At 63.9% G+C, this 18,900-nt stretch carries 17 protein-coding genes and 1 pseudogene; 10 read left to right on the top strand and 8 right to left on the bottom strand.

Features of this window, described 5'->3' with window-relative positions:
* Positions 1-12 precede the first annotated feature (12 nt).
* The 3 genes from accC to CJD35_RS09010 all read left to right on the top strand — a co-directional run bounded on the left by accC (position 13) and on the right by CJD35_RS09010 (position 2,586).
* Entirely contained in the window at positions 13-1,359 is a 1,347-nt protein-coding gene (gene accC / locus CJD35_RS09020; RefSeq protein ID WP_017181022.1) for an acetyl-CoA carboxylase biotin carboxylase subunit, read from the top strand.
* Positions 1,360-1,422: 63 nt separating this feature from the next.
* Entirely contained in the window at positions 1,423-1,767 is a 345-nt protein-coding gene (arsC, locus tag CJD35_RS09015; protein WP_086485405.1) for an arsenate reductase (glutaredoxin), read from the top strand.
* 69 nt (positions 1,768-1,836) lie between these two features.
* Positions 1,837-2,586 carry a ParA family protein gene (locus CJD35_RS09010; protein ID WP_017181020.1) on the top strand — a complete coding sequence of 250 codons (750 nt, stop codon included), beginning with the start codon at positions 1,837-1,839 and terminating at the stop codon, positions 2,584-2,586.
* On the opposite strand, the gene CJD35_RS09005 is transcribed toward CJD35_RS09010, so the two are convergent.
* Positions 2,583-4,943, bottom strand: a complete 2,361-nt coding sequence (locus CJD35_RS09005) for a putative bifunctional diguanylate cyclase/phosphodiesterase (RefSeq protein ID WP_017181019.1) — start codon at positions 4,941-4,943, stop codon at positions 2,583-2,585. The two genes, CJD35_RS09010 and CJD35_RS09005, sit on opposite strands and share 4 nt — an antisense overlap.
* Before the next feature lie 63 nt (positions 4,944-5,006).
* Entirely contained in the window at positions 5,007-6,767 is a 1,761-nt protein-coding gene (locus tag CJD35_RS09000) for a fatty acyl-AMP ligase (protein WP_017181018.1), read from the bottom strand.
* 149 nt (positions 6,768-6,916) lie between these two features.
* Here CJD35_RS09000 and CJD35_RS08995 point away from each other — a divergent pair, with 149 nt between their 5' ends.
* The 4 genes and pseudogenes from CJD35_RS08995 to CJD35_RS23525 all read left to right on the top strand — a co-directional run.
* Complete coding sequence (locus tag CJD35_RS08995; RefSeq protein WP_017181017.1) at positions 6,917-7,441, top strand: regulatory protein RecX; 525 nt, start codon at positions 6,917-6,919, stop codon at positions 7,439-7,441.
* Between the two features lie 47 nt (positions 7,442-7,488).
* Positions 7,489-8,040: a DUF192 domain-containing protein gene (locus tag CJD35_RS08990; RefSeq protein WP_095686993.1), complete on the top strand. Its 552-nt coding sequence runs from the start codon at positions 7,489-7,491 to the stop codon at positions 8,038-8,040.
* Positions 8,041-8,156: 116 nt separating this feature from the next.
* Complete coding sequence (locus tag CJD35_RS08985; protein ID WP_017181015.1) at positions 8,157-8,555, top strand: NADH:ubiquinone oxidoreductase subunit NDUFA12; 399 nt, start codon at positions 8,157-8,159, stop codon at positions 8,553-8,555.
* Positions 8,534-8,959 (top strand): annotated as a pseudogene (locus CJD35_RS23525) (DUF2155 domain-containing protein); the annotation flags it as partial. The gene CJD35_RS08985 and the pseudogene CJD35_RS23525, both read left to right, overlap by 22 nt.
* A 35-nt stretch (positions 8,960-8,994) precedes the next feature.
* On the opposite strand, the gene aat reads toward CJD35_RS23525, so the two are convergent.
* Complete coding sequence (aat, locus tag CJD35_RS23520) at positions 8,995-9,744, bottom strand: leucyl/phenylalanyl-tRNA--protein transferase (protein ID WP_017181014.1); 750 nt, start codon at positions 9,742-9,744, stop codon at positions 8,995-8,997.
* Between the two features lie 101 nt (positions 9,745-9,845).
* On the opposite strand from aat, the gene CJD35_RS08970 reads away from it, so the two are divergent.
* A complete protein-coding gene (locus CJD35_RS08970) occupies positions 9,846-10,943 on the top strand; it encodes a potassium channel family protein (protein ID WP_017181013.1) in 1,098 nt (365 codons plus the stop codon).
* A gap of 46 nt (positions 10,944-10,989) precedes the next feature.
* Positions 10,990-12,213, top strand: a complete 1,224-nt coding sequence (locus CJD35_RS08965; RefSeq protein WP_017181012.1) for a dipeptidase — start codon at positions 10,990-10,992, stop codon at positions 12,211-12,213.
* A gap of 146 nt (positions 12,214-12,359) precedes the next feature.
* Here the strand turns inward: CJD35_RS08965 and CJD35_RS08960 are convergent, their stop codons facing one another.
* From CJD35_RS08960 to cysD, 3 genes are all read right to left on the bottom strand, one after another.
* A complete protein-coding gene (locus tag CJD35_RS08960) occupies positions 12,360-13,106 on the bottom strand; it encodes a 3'(2'),5'-bisphosphate nucleotidase CysQ (protein ID WP_276324373.1) in 747 nt (248 codons plus the stop codon).
* 8 nt (positions 13,107-13,114) lie between these two features.
* Positions 13,115-15,028, bottom strand: a complete 1,914-nt coding sequence (gene cysN, locus CJD35_RS08955) for a sulfate adenylyltransferase subunit CysN (RefSeq protein WP_017181010.1) — start codon at positions 15,026-15,028, stop codon at positions 13,115-13,117.
* Between the two features lie 122 nt (positions 15,029-15,150).
* Positions 15,151-16,062 (bottom strand): sulfate adenylyltransferase subunit CysD, encoded by a 912-nt coding sequence (cysD, locus tag CJD35_RS08950; RefSeq protein WP_095687201.1) that lies wholly within the window; start codon positions 16,060-16,062, stop codon positions 15,151-15,153.
* 87 nt (positions 16,063-16,149) lie between these two features.
* Between cysD and CJD35_RS08945 the strand changes: the two genes are divergently transcribed.
* Positions 16,150-17,238, top strand: a complete 1,089-nt coding sequence (locus CJD35_RS08945) for a helix-turn-helix transcriptional regulator (protein WP_017181008.1) — start codon at positions 16,150-16,152, stop codon at positions 17,236-17,238.
* Positions 17,239-17,364: 126 nt separating this feature from the next.
* Here the strand turns inward: CJD35_RS08945 and CJD35_RS08940 are convergent, their stop codons facing one another.
* Both CJD35_RS08940 and CJD35_RS08935 read right to left on the bottom strand, forming a co-directional pair.
* Positions 17,365-18,387, bottom strand: a complete 1,023-nt coding sequence (locus CJD35_RS08940; RefSeq protein ID WP_174703654.1) for a S66 peptidase family protein — start codon at positions 18,385-18,387, stop codon at positions 17,365-17,367.
* Between the two features lie 26 nt (positions 18,388-18,413).
* Positions 18,414-18,857, bottom strand: a complete 444-nt coding sequence (locus CJD35_RS08935; protein WP_017181006.1) for a cupin domain-containing protein — start codon at positions 18,855-18,857, stop codon at positions 18,414-18,416.
* Between the last annotated feature and the right edge of the window lie 43 nt (positions 18,858-18,900).

The following is an 18,900-nucleotide window of genomic DNA, read 5'->3' as shown; positions in this document are numbered from 1 at the left end:
GCCGCGCAGCCCATGACCATCGAAAAGCTGTTGATCGCCAACCGCGGCGAGATCGCGCTGCGTATTCACCGTGCCTGCCACGAAATGGGGATCAAGACGGTCGCCGTCCATTCGACCGCCGACGCCGACGCCATGCATGTGCGGCTGGCCGACGAAGCGATCTGCATCGGGCCGCCCGCCGCACGCGACAGTTACCTGAACATCGCGGCGATCATTTCGGCCGCCGAAATATCAGGCGCGGACGCGATCCATCCGGGCTATGGCTTTTTGAGCGAAAACGCCAAATTCGCCGAAATCGTCGAGGCCCATGGCATTGCCTTTGTGGGGCCAAAGCCCGAACATATCCGCACCATGGGCGACAAGATCGAGGCGAAGCGGACCGCCGGTGCGCTGGGCCTGCCGCTCGTTCCCGGTTCCGACGGCGCAATCAGCGACCTTGAGGAGGCCAAGGCGATCGCGGAGAAGGCCGGCTATCCGGTCATCATCAAGGCAGCATCGGGCGGCGGCGGTCGCGGCATGAAAGTCTGCACCTCGCCCGATGAGCTGGAAACGCTGATGCAGCAGGCCGGGTCGGAAGCGAAAGCGGCCTTTGGCGACGCGACCGTCTATCTCGAAAAATATCTGGGCAATCCGCGCCACATCGAAATTCAGGTGTTCGGCGACGGCAATGGCAACGCCATCCATCTGGGCGAACGCGATTGTTCGCTCCAGCGCCGCCACCAGAAGGTGCTGGAAGAAGCGCCCTCCCCGATCCTGAGCCAGGCCGACCGCGAGCGGATCGGTGGCGTCTGCGCAAAGGCGATGGCCGATATGGGCTATCGCGGCGCAGGCACGATCGAATTCCTTTGGGAAGACGGCGAATTCTACTTCATCGAAATGAACACCCGGCTTCAGGTCGAACATCCGGTGACCGAAATGATCACCGGCGTCGATCTGGTCCGCGAACAGATCCGCATCGCCGAAGGCAAGCCGCTGTCCGTGGCGCAGGAGGATCTGCGCTTTACCGGCCATGCGATCGAATGCCGGATCAATGCCGAAGACCCCCGCACCTTCGCGCCCTCGCCCGGCACCGTGACCCGCTATCATGTCCCCGGCGGGATGCATGTCCGCGTCGATAGCGGCCTGTATCAGGGCTATAAGGTGCCGCCTTATTATGACAGCATGATCGGCAAGCTGATCGTCTATGGCCGCACCCGCGAAGGCTGCATCATGCGGCTGAAACGCGCCTTGCAGGAATATGTGATCGAGGGGATGAAAACCACGATCCCGTTGCATCAGGCGCTGCTGGAGGACCCGCAGTTCCTGAACGGCGACTATACGATCAAATGGCTGGAAGATTGGCTGGCTCGTGAGGGATAAGGAAAGCATCCGGGGGATGCTTTCCCCTGAACTAGCCTGCCAACTGGCGCGGGACGGCCAGGGATGAAGGCCACAATCTGGCATAATCTCCGCTGTTCCAAGTCGCGCGCGGCGCTGGCGATCCTGCAGGAAACGCCCGGCGTCGACGTGACGGTCGTGGAATATCTCAAGACCCCGCCCAGTCGGGCCGAGATCGCGGCCGTTCTGACCAAGGCCGGACTGACCCCGCGCGATGCGCTGCGCAAGGGTGAGAGCGTCGTCAAGGAAATCGCCCTCGACACCAGCGACGATGCCGCGATCCTCGATGCCATGGCCGCGCATCCGATCCTGATCGAGCGCGCAATCGTCATGACCGACAAGGGCGCAGTGATCGCCCGTCCGCCGGAAAAGGCGCGCGACGTCCTGTAACGTCACCATGGCGTAACATTGCCGTGATTGAGGGCTTGCTTTGGCGGGCGGAAGCCGTAGCTTCCCCCCATGGCAAAGGAACCGGCATTGGCGACTATCGCCGTTTACAGCCTGAAGGGCGGGGTGGGCAAAACCACCTTTGCGATCAATCTCGCCTGGGCGTCGGCGACCATTTCCAAACGGCGGACATTGCTGTGGGATCTGGACCCGCAGGCGGCATCGAGCTGGCTGATTTCCACCGATAGCAAGAGCCGGGACGCCGCGCAGGCGATATTCAGCAAGGATGTCGAAGTCCGCAAGCTGATCCAGCCGTCGACAGTGCCGGGGCTGGACCTGATCGCCGCCGACACGTCATTGCGCAGCCTGGACCATCTGTTCCGCGAAATGGACAAGAAGAAGCGGCTGTCCAAGCTGATCGAAAGCCTGGGGAAGGATTATGACCGCATCATCCTCGATTGTCCGCCGGGCCTGACCGAAACCAGCGAGCAGGTGCTGCGCGCCGCAAACATCATTGTCATTCCCGTAATCCCCTCCCCCTTGTCGCAGCGCGCGATGGGCGAAGTGGCCCGCTATCTGGTGCAGCGGGGCGGCAGCCATGCGCCGATCCTGCCGGTCTATTCGATGGTGGATCGCCGCCGGACATTGCATCGCAAGGCGCTGGACGAACAGCCCGACTGGCCCGCCATCCCGATGGCCAGCGCGATCGAGCAGATGACCGTACGCCGCAAGCCGCTGGGCGCCTTTGCCCCGGCATCGGCCCCTGCGAAGGATTTTGCCGCGCTCTGGACCATGGTCGAGCGCCAATTGCAGGGCAATTAGGCCCGCGCCCGCTCCTGGGGCGGCGGAAAAAGGCCAATGGCGTCCTGCGCGGCCATCGGGCGGCCGAAATAATAGCCCTGCACCTTTTTGCAGCCCAGTTGCCGCACCATCTCCAGCTCGACCTCGGTTTCCACACCTTCAGCCGTGGTCGTCATGCCCAGACTGTCGGCCAGCGTCACGACGGCACGGATGATCGCCAGGCTTTCAGGCGTGTTTTTCGACGCGCCGACCACGAAGCTGCGGTCGATCTTGATCGTGTTGAAACGGGTGCGGCTGAGATAGCCGAGCGATGAATAGCCGGTGCCGAAATCATCGAGCGAAAGCTGGATGCCAAGGCCGAGCAACTGGTCGAGCACCCGCAGCGCGCCAGCATCCTCGTTCATGAACACGCTTTCGGTGACTTCCAGTTCCAGCCGCCGTGCTTCCAGCCCGCTCTGCGCCAATGCGGACACGACCGCAGATACGAAACTGGGGTTGGTCAATTGTTCTGCCGACACGTTGACGGCAATCCGCACATCGTCGGGCCAGCGCATCGCTTCCATGCAGGCGGTGCGCAGCACCCATTCGCCGATGGGTGCGATCAGCCGGGCTTCTTCGGCGACGGGCACGAATTTGGCCGGCGAAATCGGCCCCATTTCCGGGTGGGTCCAGCGCACCAGCGCCTCAAACCCCAACACGCGGCCGCTCGTCGCATCCACCACCGGCTGATAGAGGACGTGAAGCTGGTCCTTGGCCAGCGCCTCGCGCAGGGCCAGTTCGAGCAGCCGCCTTTCTTCCGCCTTGGCATGCAATTGGGGCTCATAGGCGCAATGCAGCCCGCCGCCCTCATCCTTCGCGCGATAGAGCGCCAGGTCCGCGCTGCGGATCAGCGATTCCGATTCTCCCCCGTCCATCGGCGACATCGCCGAGCCGACCGATGCGCCCACATAGAGCATATGCTGATCGACCTGATAGGGCGCCGACAGCGCGCTGATGATGGCGGAGGAAAGCTGTTCGATGCGGTGACTGTCAGAGACGGTCGGAATGACCACGCCAAATTCGTCGCCGCCGATACGCCCACAAAATTCCGGGCCAGAGCAGATTTGCCGCAGACGGCGCGCGACCTGGCTCAGCAGCTTGTCGCCGGTCTGGTGCCCCAGCGTGTCGTTGATCGCCTTGAACCGGTCCAGATCGATCATCAGGAAGCCACAGCCCGGCGTTCGTCCACGGGTTGCCGCCATTGCCTTGTCCAGCGCTTCGCGCAGATGGCTGCGATTGGGCAGGCCGGTGAGCGGATCGAAGCGCGCCAGCCTGGCGATCTTGTCCGCCGATTCACGCTGCGCCGTGACGTCCGACGCAACCCCGCGAAAGCCCAGAAAAAGCCCGTTTTCATCATGGCGGGGCGAAGCGGACAATTCCCACCAGCGGGTTTCGCCCTTCACCTCGACCGGAAGAACCAGGTTGCTGAAACTTTCGCGCCGCTTGAGATGATCGGCCAGACTATGCAGTCCAGCGGCGAAACGGCCGCTTTCCCAACTGCTGCCCGCCAATATCTGGACAAGGGGTTCGCCCTCCAGCTGGGCTGGGTCCAGTCCCATGGTTTCGGCAAAGCGCGTCGACACGCTGCTGATACGGCGCAGTGAATCGGTCTGCCATAACCAGTCGGACCCACCGCCTTCATATTCGCGCAGCAACAGGCTGACGACCTCGCTCTTTTCCTCCAATTGCACGCTGGTGCTATGCTGACGCGCGAAGGTGCGGGCATAGATGACACAACCGATCAGCAGCGACAGCGCATAGCTGGTCGCCAGCGCGCGCAGCGGCAACTGGCCGCCATCGTGGAACATGCCGAACAGGCCGGCGATGCAGGGCAAGAGGAAGGCGGCGGCAGACAATGGCGTCGCGGCATAGCTGATCGCGCCACACACCATGATGCAACTGATCAGCGTCCACAGCGCCACCAGTTCCTCGGTCTCCCCCGATTGAGAGACAAGCATCATGCAGGCGGCCCATATGATGCCCTGCAACAATGCGCCAAGTCCATGCCGACGCAGATCGCGGCTCGTCAGGCCACTATTGTTCGCGTTGCGCCGGGCGCGGTCCATCAGCACGCCAACCAGGGTGCAGCCGATCAACCCGGCGCTCCAGAGCCCCAGCATGACCGGCGAACAGCAGTGGGTAAAAACCTGCCAGATGAACACCAGGCCGCACAGGTTCATCACCTGCCGCAACAAGGCGACGCTGTCTGCCGTGCGCAATTGCGCTTCGAGCACCCGCGTTCCGACATCGTCACTGACCTGGCACAGGCCCGTCATCGCGCGCAGCGATGCGCGTTCCTGATGGTCCGGCTCGACGATATGGTTCGAATTGCTGCCCACGATCCCGCGATAGCAGCGATGCGTTATGATTTGGTAAGCCCGCCGATCGCGCGACGATCAGCCTCAGGCCGCGATGTCGTAAGGGCGTATCTCACCGGTCAGATAGAGGTTGCGCGCCTTGGACCGGCTCAATTTCCCCGAACTGGTGCGTGGCAGGGTGCGCGGCGGCACCAGTTCGACGACACAGTTCATGCCGGTGATCGCGCGGACCCGTTCGCGAATCTGGTCGCGCAGGCGGGACCGTTCGTCATTGTCGGAGGTGCGGCAATGAACCAGCACCGCGGGTGCTTCTTCCCCGCCCGGCGTGGTGATGGCGAAGGCGGCGATGTCGCCCTGCTTGAAGCCCGGCAGCTGCTCGACCGCCCATTCAATATCCTGCGGCCAGTGATTCTTGCCGTTGATGATGATCATGTCCTTGGCGCGGCCGACAATGTAGAGATAGCCGTCGCTCAGATAGCCCATGTCGCCGGTGTCGAGCCAGCCGTCAGCCATGCAGGCATCGGTCGCGGCCTGATCCCGGAAATAGCCGACCATCAGCGACGGGCCAGTGGTCCACACCTTGCCGATCTGGCGTTCGTTCAGCGGGCCGCCATCCTCATCGCGGATTTCCACGGTCATGCCGCGCGCGGGCTTGCCGCAATTGACGATCGAGCGGAAGCGCTGTGGGCGGCCTTCGGTCGCGTCGCCGCCCGACAGGTCGGTTTCCTCGACCAGTTCGACGATGATTCCTTCGCCCGGCGGCATGATGGTGACGGCCAGCGTCGCTTCGGCCAGGCCGTAGCTTGGCAGGAAGGCGTTGGGCGAAAAGCCAGCATCGGCAAAGGCGTCGACGAAGCTCTGCATCACGTCAGGACGGATCATGTCCGCGCCATTGCCGGCCAGCCGCCAGCGGGACAGGTCGAACCGATCCTGCGCCTTGGTCTGGCTGGACATGCGACGGGCGCAAATATCGTAGCCGAAGGTTGGCGAATAGCTGATCGAGGTGCCTTCATTGCGGCTGATGAGGTCCAGCCAGGCCAGCGGGCGGCGGGCAAAATCCTCGGTCTTCATATAATCGGTCGACACCTGGTTGGCGACGACGGACAGGAAGCAGCCGACCAGCCCCATGTCATGATACCAAGGCAGCCAGCTGATGCAGCGATCGCTGTCCTGCACTTCCATGCCATGGCTATGCGCTGCCAGATTGCTGAGCAGCGCATGATGCGTCACGGCGACGCCATGGGGGAAGCGGGTCGATCCGCTCGAATATTGCAGATAGGCGATGTCCTGCGCCTGCGCCCTGGGCAGGTCGGCCGGAACGGCATCGCGGGCGATGAAATCTTCAAATGCGATGCTCTCGACCGCCTTCTGACGGCCCGATTCACCCGCCATCTCGGCCAGTTCTGCGGGGAACAGGAACAGCATCGGGTCGCAGCTGGAAAGCTGGACATTAAGCTGGTCGATATAACTTTCCTTGCCGCCAAAGCTGGTCGGCAGCGGCAATGGCACCGGCCAGGCGCCCGCATAGATGATGCCGAAGAAGAGTTGGGCGAAATCGACGCCGGTTTCCGCAACCAGGGCGACCCGGTCCTGCGGCTTGACGCCATGCGCGATCAGCCGATGGGCGCAGGCGATCGCGTCGCTGCGCAACTCGCTGAACGGATAGGGCCGCGCCAGATTGCCGCGGGCATCATGGAAATTGAGGCCGCGCACACCCTGCGCCGCATAGTCGAGCGCCTCGCCCAGCGTCTCGAAGTCCGAGAAACGGCGCGGCAGAACATCAGTGGTCGGCGTCGGTGCCATCATCTCTTGCGAACCCGTCATATTGGTTTCACCCAATGTCATAAATTATGTGATCGGCGCGGCCGCTATCATCTTTGACCGCGACATGCACCGGATATTAGATTCCAGTCCGCCCTTTTAGCGCATAAGGCACGGTGAAATTCCGGCCCGACTGTGGCATAAAGATGGCGGCCGGCGCATGAAGGCGCAATATGACCAGCAAACGCCCCCGCCCACCGCTTGACGAAGACAGCCTGCGCGACGCCGCGCTGCGTTATGTCAGCCGGTTCGCGACCAGCCGGGGCAAGCTGCTTGCCTATCTGCAACGCAAGATCAGGGAATGCGGCTGGGGCGGCGAGCATCCGGCTGACCTGCCCGCCCTGGTCGATCGGCTGGCAGGCCTCGGCTATGTCGATGACAGCCAATATGCGGTGATGAAGAGCGCGGCGCTGGGTCGCCGGGGCTATGGCGCGCGCCGGATCGACGAAAGCCTGCGCGCCGCGGGCATCGCCCCGGCCGACCGCGCGGATGCCGATGCGCAGGTGGATGCGGAACGCTGGATCGCGGCGGAACGCTATGCCCGGCGCAAACGGATCGGCCCCTATGCCAGCGCAGCGCCCGACCCCAAGCAGCGGGAAAAGGCGATCGCCGCCTTTCTGCGCGCGGGCCATAGCTATGCGGTTGCCCGGCGCTGGGTCGATGCCGCGCCCGGGCAAGTGCCGGAAGCGGAGGAATGAAGGTTAACCCCCTCCCCTCGCCACGCAAATCGCATTAGGCAGACGCAATGACGCGCTTTCCCGCCCTGATCGCTCTTGCCATGCTCACGGCCTGTTCCAGCCAGCCCCCGTCGGCAGGCGGCAATTCGGCAGGCGGCAATATGGTCGATAATGAGGCTGCCAGCGCTGCGCCTTCAACTGCGCTGTTGCCGCTTGTGATCCAGAGCAGGAACGGCGCACGGCGCTTCGCCGTCGAAGTTGCCGCGACGCCGCAGCAGCAGGAAGCGGGGCTGATGTTCCGCAAGGAACTGGCGGATAATGGGGGGATGCTGTTCCCCATGGACCCGCCACGCACGGCAAGTTTCTGGATGAAGAATACGCTGATCCCGCTCGACATGCTCTTCATCCGCACCGATGGGACGATCGCCTTCATCGGCGCCGACAGCGTCCCCTATTCGCGCGAGCCGGTGTCGGCAGGCGTTCCTGTGGCCGCTGTGCTGGAAATAGGCGGTGGGCGCGCGGCAGAGCTGGGCATCAAGGAAGGCGACGTCGTGCAATGGGGCGGCTGCGCCGTGCCGACGGAAAAACTGCGGACGGAATTGAATTTCTGCCCCGGATGATCGTCACGCCCCGGCGAACAAGTAAATTTTTTGCAGCCGCATTGCCCCTCATGGGCATCATCACACTCCCAAAACGCCTTGCCAATCCCCCGTCGCAGCGGCTAAGCGCGTGAGCCATGGGAATCCTCGGCAAGATCTTCACCTGGTGGGATGGCGCGACCATCGGCACCTCGCTGTTCACCGCTCGCAAGGGTCAGAAGGTGGGCGAGGATATTCAGGGCAATGTCTATTATGAAGGCGGCAGCGACGTCCATGGCGTGCCGCGCCGCTGGGTAATCTATAACGGCACGAATGACGCGAGCCGGGTTCCGGCCGAATGGCACGGCTGGCTGCATCATTCGATCGAAGGGACGCCCGAAAGCTTCCTGCCGCCGCCGCGCATCTGGGAACGGGAATTCACGCCCAACGCCACCGGCACCGCGCTTGCCTATCGCCCGTCCGGCGCGATGGAAAAGGGCGGCCTGCGCCAGAAGGCGACCGGCGATTATGAGGCATGGAGCCCCGACGCATCATGATCCGCCGTCCGGCGGGGGCTTGCCTGCCGATCCTGCTTGGCGCCCCCCTGTTGGCGCTGTCCGCCTGTGGCGGCAATGACGTGCCCACCACCAACCAGACCGGACCGGTCAAGGTACAGGGGTCGCCGATCCAGTCGAGCAACGCCGCCACCCTGCCCGGCACGCCGATGGCAGACCGGGTGGCCGTGATCGGCCTGCTCAACAAGCGCAACGGACTGACCCGCGACCTGACGATGAAGCCGGGCGAAGCCTTGCGCGTGGGCGATGCGATCGTGCGGCTTCAGGCCTGCGAAACCAGCGCGCCATGGGAAAATGTCCAGGAAACCGGCGCTTTCGTGCAGTTGGACGTGCGCAGCAGCGCGGACGGCAAATGGCGGCGCAATTTTTCCGGCTGGCTGTTTCGCGAACGACCCGACCGTAACGTCGTGCAGCACCCGGTCTATGATGTGTGGGTCAGAAGCTGCGCGATGGCATGGCCCGAAAGCGGCCCCGCATCGGTCAAGATCGGCGGCAAGGGCGAACCAGTCACCGCATCCCGTGCCAGCGGCGCGAACGCCAGTTCCGCAGCGACACCCGCGCCTGCCGACAGCACGCCCGATCCCGCCCCCAGCGGCACGCCACCGACTGCCGCCCCCAGCAACTGAAGATAATCACGCTGGGCAATCTCCGCCGCGCCGAGTGAGCGGAGATGTTCGGTCATGAACTGGCAGTCGAGCAGGGTAAAGCCCGCAAAGCGCAGCCGCGCAACCAGCCAGGCCAGCGCGACCTTTGAGGCATCGGTGCGACGCGACACCATCGATTCGCCGAAGAAGGCGCGGCCCAGCGATACCCCGTACAGCCCGCCGACCAGTTCCTCCCCCTCCCACACCTCGATGGAATGGGCAAAGCCGTGCGCGTGGAGTTGGCGGTAGGATTGTTCGATCGGACCATTGATCCAGGTCGATGGCCGATCCGGCGCGGCCTGCGCGCATAGTGCCACAATCCCGGCGAAATTGCGATTGGCCGTGACGCGAAACTGGTCGCGACGGAGCGTTTTCGACAGCGAGTGCGACATATGAAAAGCATCGAGCGGCAGGATCGCCCGGCGCTTGGGTTCCACCCAATAAACTTCCTCTGCCTCCCGATCGTCGGACATGGGGAATACGCCGATGGCATAGGCTTGCAGCAGGAGCAGCGGGTCGATCGTCATCGCCTTCCCCTCTAACGGCATCCGTCCATGCGGTCATCACCGGACTCGACAGGATCGCGCAAAAGCGCCACCACATTGTCGGCTTCGGGGGAGCGGAATCGATGGCACAGGAACGGACGGGCAGCGACGCCGCCAGCCTCTTTGCCTCACCGGCGCGGTTGCTGGTGGGGACGCTGATCTTCGTCGCCATCGTCTTTGTTGCGGCGGTGTCGGCCTATGTCGCGGCGGGATGGCCGATCGCGGACGCCGCCTACATGGTAACTTTGACCATATTTTCAGTGGGTTATGGCGAAGTCCGGCCGATCGCCACACCCTATCTGCGCGTCGTGACGATCGCCACGATGGTGCTGGGCTGCACCGGCATGATCGTGCTGACCGGCGCGCTGGTGCAGATGTTCGCGGCCATTCAACTACGCCGATTGCTGGGACTGGATCGCATGCAGACTTTGATCGAACGGCTGAATGGCCATGTGGTGATTTGCGGCTTTGGCCGGATCGGCGTGCAACTGGCCAAGGAACTGCACGCGGCGGGCACGCCCTTTGTCATATTGGAGCGCGACGGTGGCAAGATCGCCGAGGCGCAGACGCTGGGCTATCTGTGCCATCGCGGCGAGGCGACGGAGGAAAGCGCGCTGCGCGCCGTCCGCATCGACCGGGCAAAGATATTGGCCACCGTCCTGCCCGATGACGCCGCCAATGTGTTCATCACCCTGTCCGCCCGCAACATCAATCCGGACCTGGAGATCATTGCGCGGGGCGAGGCGCCGACCACGGAAAGCAAGTTGCTGCACGCAGGCGCGGACAAGGTCGTGCTGCCCACCCATATCGGCGCGGAGCGGATCGCCGAGATGATCCTCTATCCATCGACCGCCGGGTTCATCGCCGATTCGACCGAAATGGGGCAGATGAAGCGCGGCCTGCACGAATTCGGGCTGGAACTGGAAATGGTCGTCGTCCCGGACAAGGGCGCGATGACCGGCGTGACCGTGGGAGAGGCGGAACGACGCGGTCGGGGTGCATTCTTTATCGTCCAGATCGACCATGCCAATGGCAAGAGCATCCAGCATCCCGGTGAGGAAGTGCGACTGGAGGCGCAGGATCAGGTGCTGCTGGTGGTGCGCGGCAGCCGCGTATCGGCGGGCGCGATCTTCACCGCCCCGGCGCAACGCCAGCGCACCGGACGGACATTCTTCGGATAACAAGCCGGCGATTGACTTGGGGAAACGCAGGCCTACCCTCGCCCCCATGAAATGCCTTCGTCTTGCGGCGCTGCCGCTGCTGCTCGCCGCCCTGCCCGCGCAGGCCGCGCCCGATCCCTATGCGGCGCGGATCGCCCGCGTCCTCAAAGCCACGCCGCTGATCGACGGCCATAATGACTGGCCCGAAGCCCTGGCGGAAAAGGCGAAGGACGCGCGCTGGACGATGGACCTGACGCAACTCGATCCGAAGCAATATCATACCGACATCAAGCGGCTGAAAGCTGGCGGCGTTGGCGGGCAGTTCTGGTCGGTCTGGGTATCGGCGGACCTGCCGCAGGACCGCCAAGTCAAGGATACGCTGGACCAGATCGGTATGGTGCACAGTCTGGCCGAACGCTATCCGCGCGACTTTGCGCTGGTGACGACCGCAGCGCAGATGCGTGCCGCGCACAAGGCCGGGCGGATCGGGTCGTTGATCGGGGTCGAAGGCGGCGGGCAGATCGACGGCAGCCTGGCGGTACTGCGCGCCTATCGCGGGCTGGGCGCGGCCTATCTGACGCTGACCCATAGTCGCACGATCGACTGGGCCGACAGCGCGACCGACAACCCGAAGCATGACGGGCTGACCCCGTTCGGCGAGGATGTGGTGCGCGAACTCAATCGCCTGGGCATGCTGGTGGATCTGAGCCATGTCAGCGAGGCAACGATGCTGGACGCATTGCGGGTGACGAAGGCGCCAGTCATCTTTTCCCACTCCAACGCCCGCGCGCTGTGCGACACGCCGCGCAATGTATCGGACGCGGTGCTGACGCAGGTTGCTGCCAATGGCGGGGTCGTGATGGTCAATTTCGCCGCGCAATATGTGTCCGAAGCCCGCCGCGTCTGGGGCGCGGACCGCAGCGCGGAGATTGCCCGCTATAATGCGCCGCCCTTTGGCGGGCTGTATATCGGCGATCCCAAGGGCGCGGAAAAGGCGCTGGCGGCATGGGAAGCGGCACACCCGGAGCCGGTAGCGACGATCGGACAGGTGGCCGATCATATCGAGCATATCGTCAAGATCGCTGGACACGACCATGTCGGCATCGGCAGCGACTTCGACGGCGTGGGTGATTTGCCCGAAGGCCTGGGCGGGGTCGAGACCTATCCCGCATTGCTGACCGAACTGATGCGGCGCGGGTGGAGCGACGCGGAGGTGGCCAAGCTGGTCGGCGGCAATGTGCTGCGAGTGATGGAAGCGGCGGAGAAGGTGGCGGCTGGGGTGGATGACTGACGTCATCCCCTCCCGTAGACGGGAGGGGCAGCGAGACTTGGGGCTGCGTAGCAGGCCCTAGTCGCAGCGGGGTGGGCCATCGCTGCGCTGCGCTGGCCCACCCCCTAGCCCCCTCCCGCCTGCGGGAGGGGAACAACATGGTCCGCTCAGCCCGCCCCCTGCACCTGCGCCACCAGAGCCAAGACCTGTTCCGCATGTTCCTTACGGCAGATCAGCAGGTCGGGCATGTAGACGTCGCGCTGGTTGTAGATCAGCGGGCTGCCGTCGATGCGGCTGGCATGCAGGCCGTGGGCAAGCGCGACGGCGGCCGGGGCCATGCTGTCCCATTCATATTGCCCGCCCGAATGCAGGTAGATGTCCGCCTGCCCCAGGATGATCGCCATGGCCTTCGCCCCGGCGCTGCCCATCGGCACCAGCTCCGCACCCAGTTTCTCCGCAACTGCCACCGCTTCGGCGGCGGGGCGGGTGCGGCTGACCACCATGCGCAGTTGCGCAGGGGCGGGCGGCACCACGCGCGGCTGGTCGGTGCGAATGACGGCGCCGCCATCCAGCCCCGGCAGCGCGACCGCGCCGATCGCGGGCTTGCCGTCGATCGCCAGACCCACATGCACCGCCCAGTCGGCGCGCGCTTCGCCATATTCGCGGGTGCCGTCGACCGGATCGACGATCCAGACACGCGACTGGCTCAGCCGATCCGCATTGTCCTTTTCCTCTTCGGACAACAGGCCGTCCTCAGGCCTCACCTCGCGCAGGGCGTGGCACAGGAACTGGTTGGCGGTCTGGTCACCTGCCTTGCCCAGCGCCTTGGGGCTGAAAAGCCCGCTGGCGCGCACCTCCAGCAGGATGCGCCCGGCGGTTTCGGCGAGATGGACCGCGAGTTCCGCGTCAGTCATGCCGCCGCTCATGGGATCAGCCTCGCGACGATGGCGTCGGCGGCTTCTTCGGCCGTCATCGCCACGGTATCGACGCGGATTTCCGGGTCGAGCGGGGTTTCATAGGGACTGTCGATGCCGGTGAAGTTTTTAAGCTCACCCGATCTTGCCTTTTTGTAGAGCCCCTTGACGTCGCGCGCTTCGGCATCGGCCAGCGGCGTGTCGATATGCACCTCGATAAATTCGCCCGGCTGCATCATCTGGCGCACCATGTCGCGTTCCGAACGGAAGGGCGAGATGAAGGCGGTGATGACGATCAACCCCGCATCGGTCATCAGCTTGGCGACTTCGCCCACGCGGCGGATATTTTCCACCCGGTCGGCGTCGGTGAAGCCCAGATCCTTGTTGAGACCGTGGCGGACATTGTCGCCGTCGAGCAGGAAGGTATGGCGGTTCATCCGCGCCAGCTTCTTTTCGACAAGGTTGGCGATGGTCGATTTGCCCGCACCCGACAAGCCGGTGAACCACAGCACCGCCGGCTTCTGATTCTTCAGCCCGGCGTGGAATTCACGGCTGACGTCGGTGGCCTGCCAATGGACATTCTGCGCCCGGCGAAGCGAGAAGTGCAGCATGCCCGCGGCGACCGTGGCGTTGCTGATCTTGTCGATCAGGATGAAGCCGCCCAGCGTCCGGTTCTGGGCATAGGGTTCGAACACGATCTGCTTGTCGGTGGACAGGTTGGCGACGCCGATGGCGTTGAGATCCAGCGTCTTGGCCGCCAGATGCTCCATCGTGTTGACGTTGACCTGATATTTGGGCTGCTGGATGGTCGCGGTGACCATCTGGGTGCCGATCTTGAGCCAATAGGAGCGGCTGGGCAGCATCTCCTCATCGGCCATCCACACGATCGTCGCCTCGAACTGATCGGCGGCCTGCGGCGGATTGTCGGCGAGCGCGATGACATCGCCGCGCGAACAGTCGATTTCATCGGCGAAGCAGAGCGTGACCGACTGGCCAGCGACGGCCTGATCCAGATCGCCATCCATCGTGACGATGCGGCTGACGGTCGAGGTCTTGCCCGACGGCAGGACGCGGATGGCGTCGCCGGGCTTGACCGTGCCGGTGGCGATCAGGCCGGAAAAGCCACGGAAGTCGAGGTTCGGGCGGTTGACCCACTGCACCGGCATGCGGAAGGGCTTGTCGGCATCGACCGCGCTGTTGACCTCGACGGTTTCGAGATGCTCGATCAGCGCCGGGCCGGTGTACCAGGGCGTGTTTTCCGACGGGCCGGTGATATTGTCGCCCTTGAAACCGGAAATCGGCATCGGCGTGAAGGCGGTGATGCCGATGCTGTTCGCAAATTCGGTGTAATCGGCGACGATCTTGTCAAACACCGCCTGATCATAGTCGACCAGATCCATCTTGTTGACGGCCAGCACGATGTTGCGGATGCCGATCAGATGGGCGAGGTAGCTGTGGCGACGGGTTTGCGTCAATATGCCCTTGCGCGCGTCGATCAGGATGACGGCCAGGTCCGCGGTGGACGCGCCGGTCACCATGTTGCGGGTATATTGTTCGTGGCCGGGCGTATCGGCGACGATGAACTTGCGCTTTTCGGTAGCGAAGAAGCGATAGGCGACGTCGATCGTGATGCCCTGTTCCCGCTCGGCGGCAAGGCCGTCGACGAGGAGGGCGAAGTCGATCTCGTGCCCCTGCGTGCCGACGCGCTTGGAGTCGGCCTCCAGCGCGGCAAGCTGATCCTCGAAGATCATCTTGCTGTCATAGAGCAGCCGACCGATCAGCGTCGACTTGCCGTCATCCACCGACCCGCAGGTGATGAAGCGCAGCATCGTCTTGTGCTGATGCACATCCAGATAGGCGTCGATATCCTCGGCAATAAGGGCGTCGGTCTTGTAGATGGGGTCTGTGAGGGTGTCGGTCATATCGCTACCTCGTCATCCCAGCGAAGGCTGGGATCTCGTTGATCTTGGGAAGAGTCAGGCGGCCTGAGGCCCCAGCTTTCGCTGGGGTTGACGCTTCGGAACGCTGCGCATTCCGTGGCGCGTCAAAAATAGCCCTCCTGCTTCTTCTTCTCCATGCCAGCGCCGCCGGCGTCCTTGTCGATCGCGCGGCCCTGCCGTTCCGACGTCGTGGTCAGCAGCATTTCCTGAATGACTTCAGGCAGGGTCGCGGCCTCGCTCTCCACCGCGCCGGTCAGCGGATAGCAGCCCAGGGTGCGGAAGCGGATCGAGCGTTCGACCGGCACTTCGCCCGGTTCGAGCGGGAAGCGGTCATCATCGACCATCAGCAACATGCCGTCGCGCTCCACCGTCGGGCGCTTGGCCGAGAAATAGAGCGGAACGATCGGAATGTCGTTCAGGTGGATATATTGCCAGATGTCGAGCTCGGTCCAGTTGGAGATGGGGAAGACGCGAATGCTCTCACCCTTCGCCTTGCGGGCATTGTAGAGGTTCCACAGTTCCGGGCGCTGATTCTTGGGATCCCAGCCGTGGGAGGCGGTGCGGAACGAGAAGATGCGCTCCTTGGCACGGCTCTTTTCCTCATCGCGGCGCGCGCCGCCAAAGGCTGCGTCGAAACCGTAGAGGTTGAGCGCCTGCTTCAGCCCTTCGGTTTTCCACATATCGGTGTGGAGCGCGCCATGTTCGAACGGGTTGATGCCCCGGTCCTTGGCTTCCTGATTCTGATAGACCAGCAATTCCATGCCGCTTTCCTGCGCCATCCGGTCGCGCAGCTTGTACATTTCCTGAAACTTCCAGGTCGTGTCGACATGCAGCAGCGGAAAAGGCGGCGGCGAAGGATAGAAGGCCTTGCGCGCCAGATGCAGCATCACGGCTGAATCCTTGCCGACGGAATAGAGCATGACCGGCTTTTCCGCCTCCGACACCACTTCCCGCAGGATGTGGATGCTCTCGGCTTCGAGTCGCTCCAGATGGGTCAAGGTTTTTGCGTCTACCATGCGGTCCTCGGCTTGATTGTGCGTCACCTATGGCAGCAAAGCCAAAGGACTGGACCTCCCATATGGGAGGATGTATGAACATGGCCCATGCGGCTGGACGATGGCGGATTATTGGCGGCCCTGCACGAAGGGATGTTCCAGCAACCGCTGTGGCATGACTTTCTTGAAAAACTGCGAATGCGCACCGGCGCCATCTATACGACGCTGGTCTTTCGCCCGGTGGACGAGGATGCGATCGTCGAATTGCATGCCGGACCGCCGCCGCCGACCCATTTGCACAGCCTGTTCATCGAAAAATATGGCCGCGACCCCTTCCCCTATCGCCACATGCGCGAAGGACGGGCCTATACGCTGGCCGAATTGCTGGAACAGAGCGCCCCGGTCGATCGCGCCCTGCCCCGCGACCCGGTGTTGCCGCAGGGGATAACGGACATGCGGTCGATCCGCGTAACCGAGCCCAGCGGCGTGGATGGCTGGCTGGCCTGTGCGGGAGGAGCCTCGATCGGATCGGCGGTCAGCGCGCTGCTGACGGGGCTGGCGCCGCATCTGCGTATCGCGTTGCGATCCTTCGTTGCGCTGGAGCGGGAGAAATTGCGATCGACGCTGACGACCGAAGCGTTCGGGCGGCTCAATTTCGGCTGGCTGACGCTCGATGCGCGCTGCCGCATTATCGACATGACGGCCCATGTCGAACAGTTGTTCCAGCGTACCAGCGTGTTGCGGCGCGGGCGCTATGACCGGCTGACCCCGGAATCGCCGCTGATCGACCGGGAACTGACCGCGCTGGTCAAGCAGATGGCCGACGACCCGGACAGTCGACCGCGCGCGATCAACCTCAGCCGCGATCCATGGATGGACATATTGGTCTCGCCTATCCGGGGGCGGTCGGTGTCGGCGGGATCGACCCCGGTGGCGATCGCCTATCTGAGCGGCGATCGCTGGTCGCAGGCGGACCGGTGCGAACAATTGGTGGAACTGTTCGGCCTGCTGCCAAGCGAGGCGCGCCTTGCCTGGGCGATCGCGCAGGGCATTCCCATCAGCGAGGCTGCGGCGAACCTTGGCATCACGGTGGAAACCGCGCGCAATTACAGCAAGAAAATCTATGCCAAGACCGGCGCGCGCGGACAGGCGGAACTGGTGCGGATCGTGCTGACCAGCGTGCTGGCGATTGCGTGATTGGGGAAATCCGATGAGCACCCATCATCCGTTCGTTTCGAGCGAAGTCGAGAAACGTCGCGCACAGGTTTCTCGACTTCGCTCGAAACGAACGAAGGTTGGAGTTTACCCTGAAATGATCATGCTTCAGGTGACCGCCGCCTCCAGCAACCTGATCGTACCTGCGCCAGCGTCCATTTCCGCCTGCACCCCTTCCGGCAGGCTGAACTGGTTGGCGACATGGCCAAACAGCGCGCCCTGAAACGCCGGGACGCCGAGTGGCTCCAGATGCTGTTGCAGCACTTCTGACAGCGTGAAGCCGCCATAGGAGGGGCCGGCGGCGGTGCAGCTGCTGCACTGACCGAATATGACGCCCGCCAGCTTTCCCAGCACCCCGCCCAGCGCCAACTGGGTCAGCATCCGGTCGATCCGGTAGGGGGCTTCGTCAATATCCTCGATAAACAGGATCGCGCCGGTAAAGTCGGGCAGCCAGCCAGTGCCCATCAGCGCCGCCAGCACGGTAAGATTGCCGCCCAGCAACCGCCCGCGCGCCATGCCAGGGCGAAAGGTGCGGATACGCCCGCTGCGCTGGACCAGCCGGTCCTCCGTCCCCGGCGGATTGGCGAAGGTCGGGGTTTCCGCGTCGAACGCCACGGCACGAAAAGCGTCCCAGGATAATTTGCCCCAGCTGCTCGCGGCATTGGGACCATGAATGGTCGTAAAGCCCGCCTTCGCCGCGAAAGCCAGATGCAGCGCGGTAATGTCCGAAAAGCCGACCAGCAGCTTGGGGTGGGCGCGGATCGTCGCGAAATCCAGATAGGGCAGCAGGCGCGCGCAGCCCCAGCCGCCGCGCACCGCGAACAACGCCTTGACCGATGGATCGGCATAGAAGGCGTTGATGTCCGCCGCCCGATCCGCATCCTTGCCCGCCAGATAGCCATGGCGCTGCGCCAGATGGGGCGCATCCTTGGGCTTCAGCCCCATGGCGACGATGGTTTCGCGCACCAGATCAAGGTCGAACCCGTCATCGGTAAAGCCCGCCGGTTCGATCAGCCCGACCGTGTCACCGGGCCGCAGGCGGGGCGGCTTCACCAGCGTCGGCGGCGCGACGGGTGGGGGCGCGACCGGCGGGGACTTGGCCGCGACCAGCAGCGCGCCCATGCCGCCCATCAGCGCGCGGCGATCCAGTGCGATCGTCAAAAGCTGCTCCTGTCCTTGCGCCTATAGCCGCCATCCGTCCACAACAGGTCTATGTCGGGATAATGGCAATCCCCCGATGGCGGACGACCAAAGGCAAGAAACGCGCAATCATCGTCGCTTTCGTTCAGCAGATGGTGGCCATTGGGCTCACCCTTGGGAAAGACCGCCATGTCGCCCGACCGCATGGGCGTGCGGGCGTCATTCTCCACCAGCACCGCCTCGCCTGCCAGCATGACGACAAATTCATCCTCATCCTCATGCCAGTGGCGCTGGGACGATGCGCCGCCGGGCTTCAGCACGACATGGCTGACACCAAAATCGGTAAGGCCAAGCGCCGGTCCCAGCCGCCGCACCCATCGATGCGCCACGGCCTTATCATGCGGCGGCGGATAGCCGGTGGTGTTCGTCAGCGCGACTATTTCTGGATCGATCCGTGGCACGGCCTCTTCTCCTGCTGCTGCTGGTCAAGCGGCATGGCTTTCG

Origin of the sequence: Sphingobium xenophagum (genome assembly GCF_002288285.1) — a bacterium.
In the GTDB taxonomy this organism is placed as follows: domain Bacteria; phylum Pseudomonadota; class Alphaproteobacteria; order Sphingomonadales; family Sphingomonadaceae; genus Sphingobium; species Sphingobium xenophagum.
Note: the sequence above shows the minus strand (reverse complement) of the source record. Positions and strands in the feature narration are given on the sequence as shown.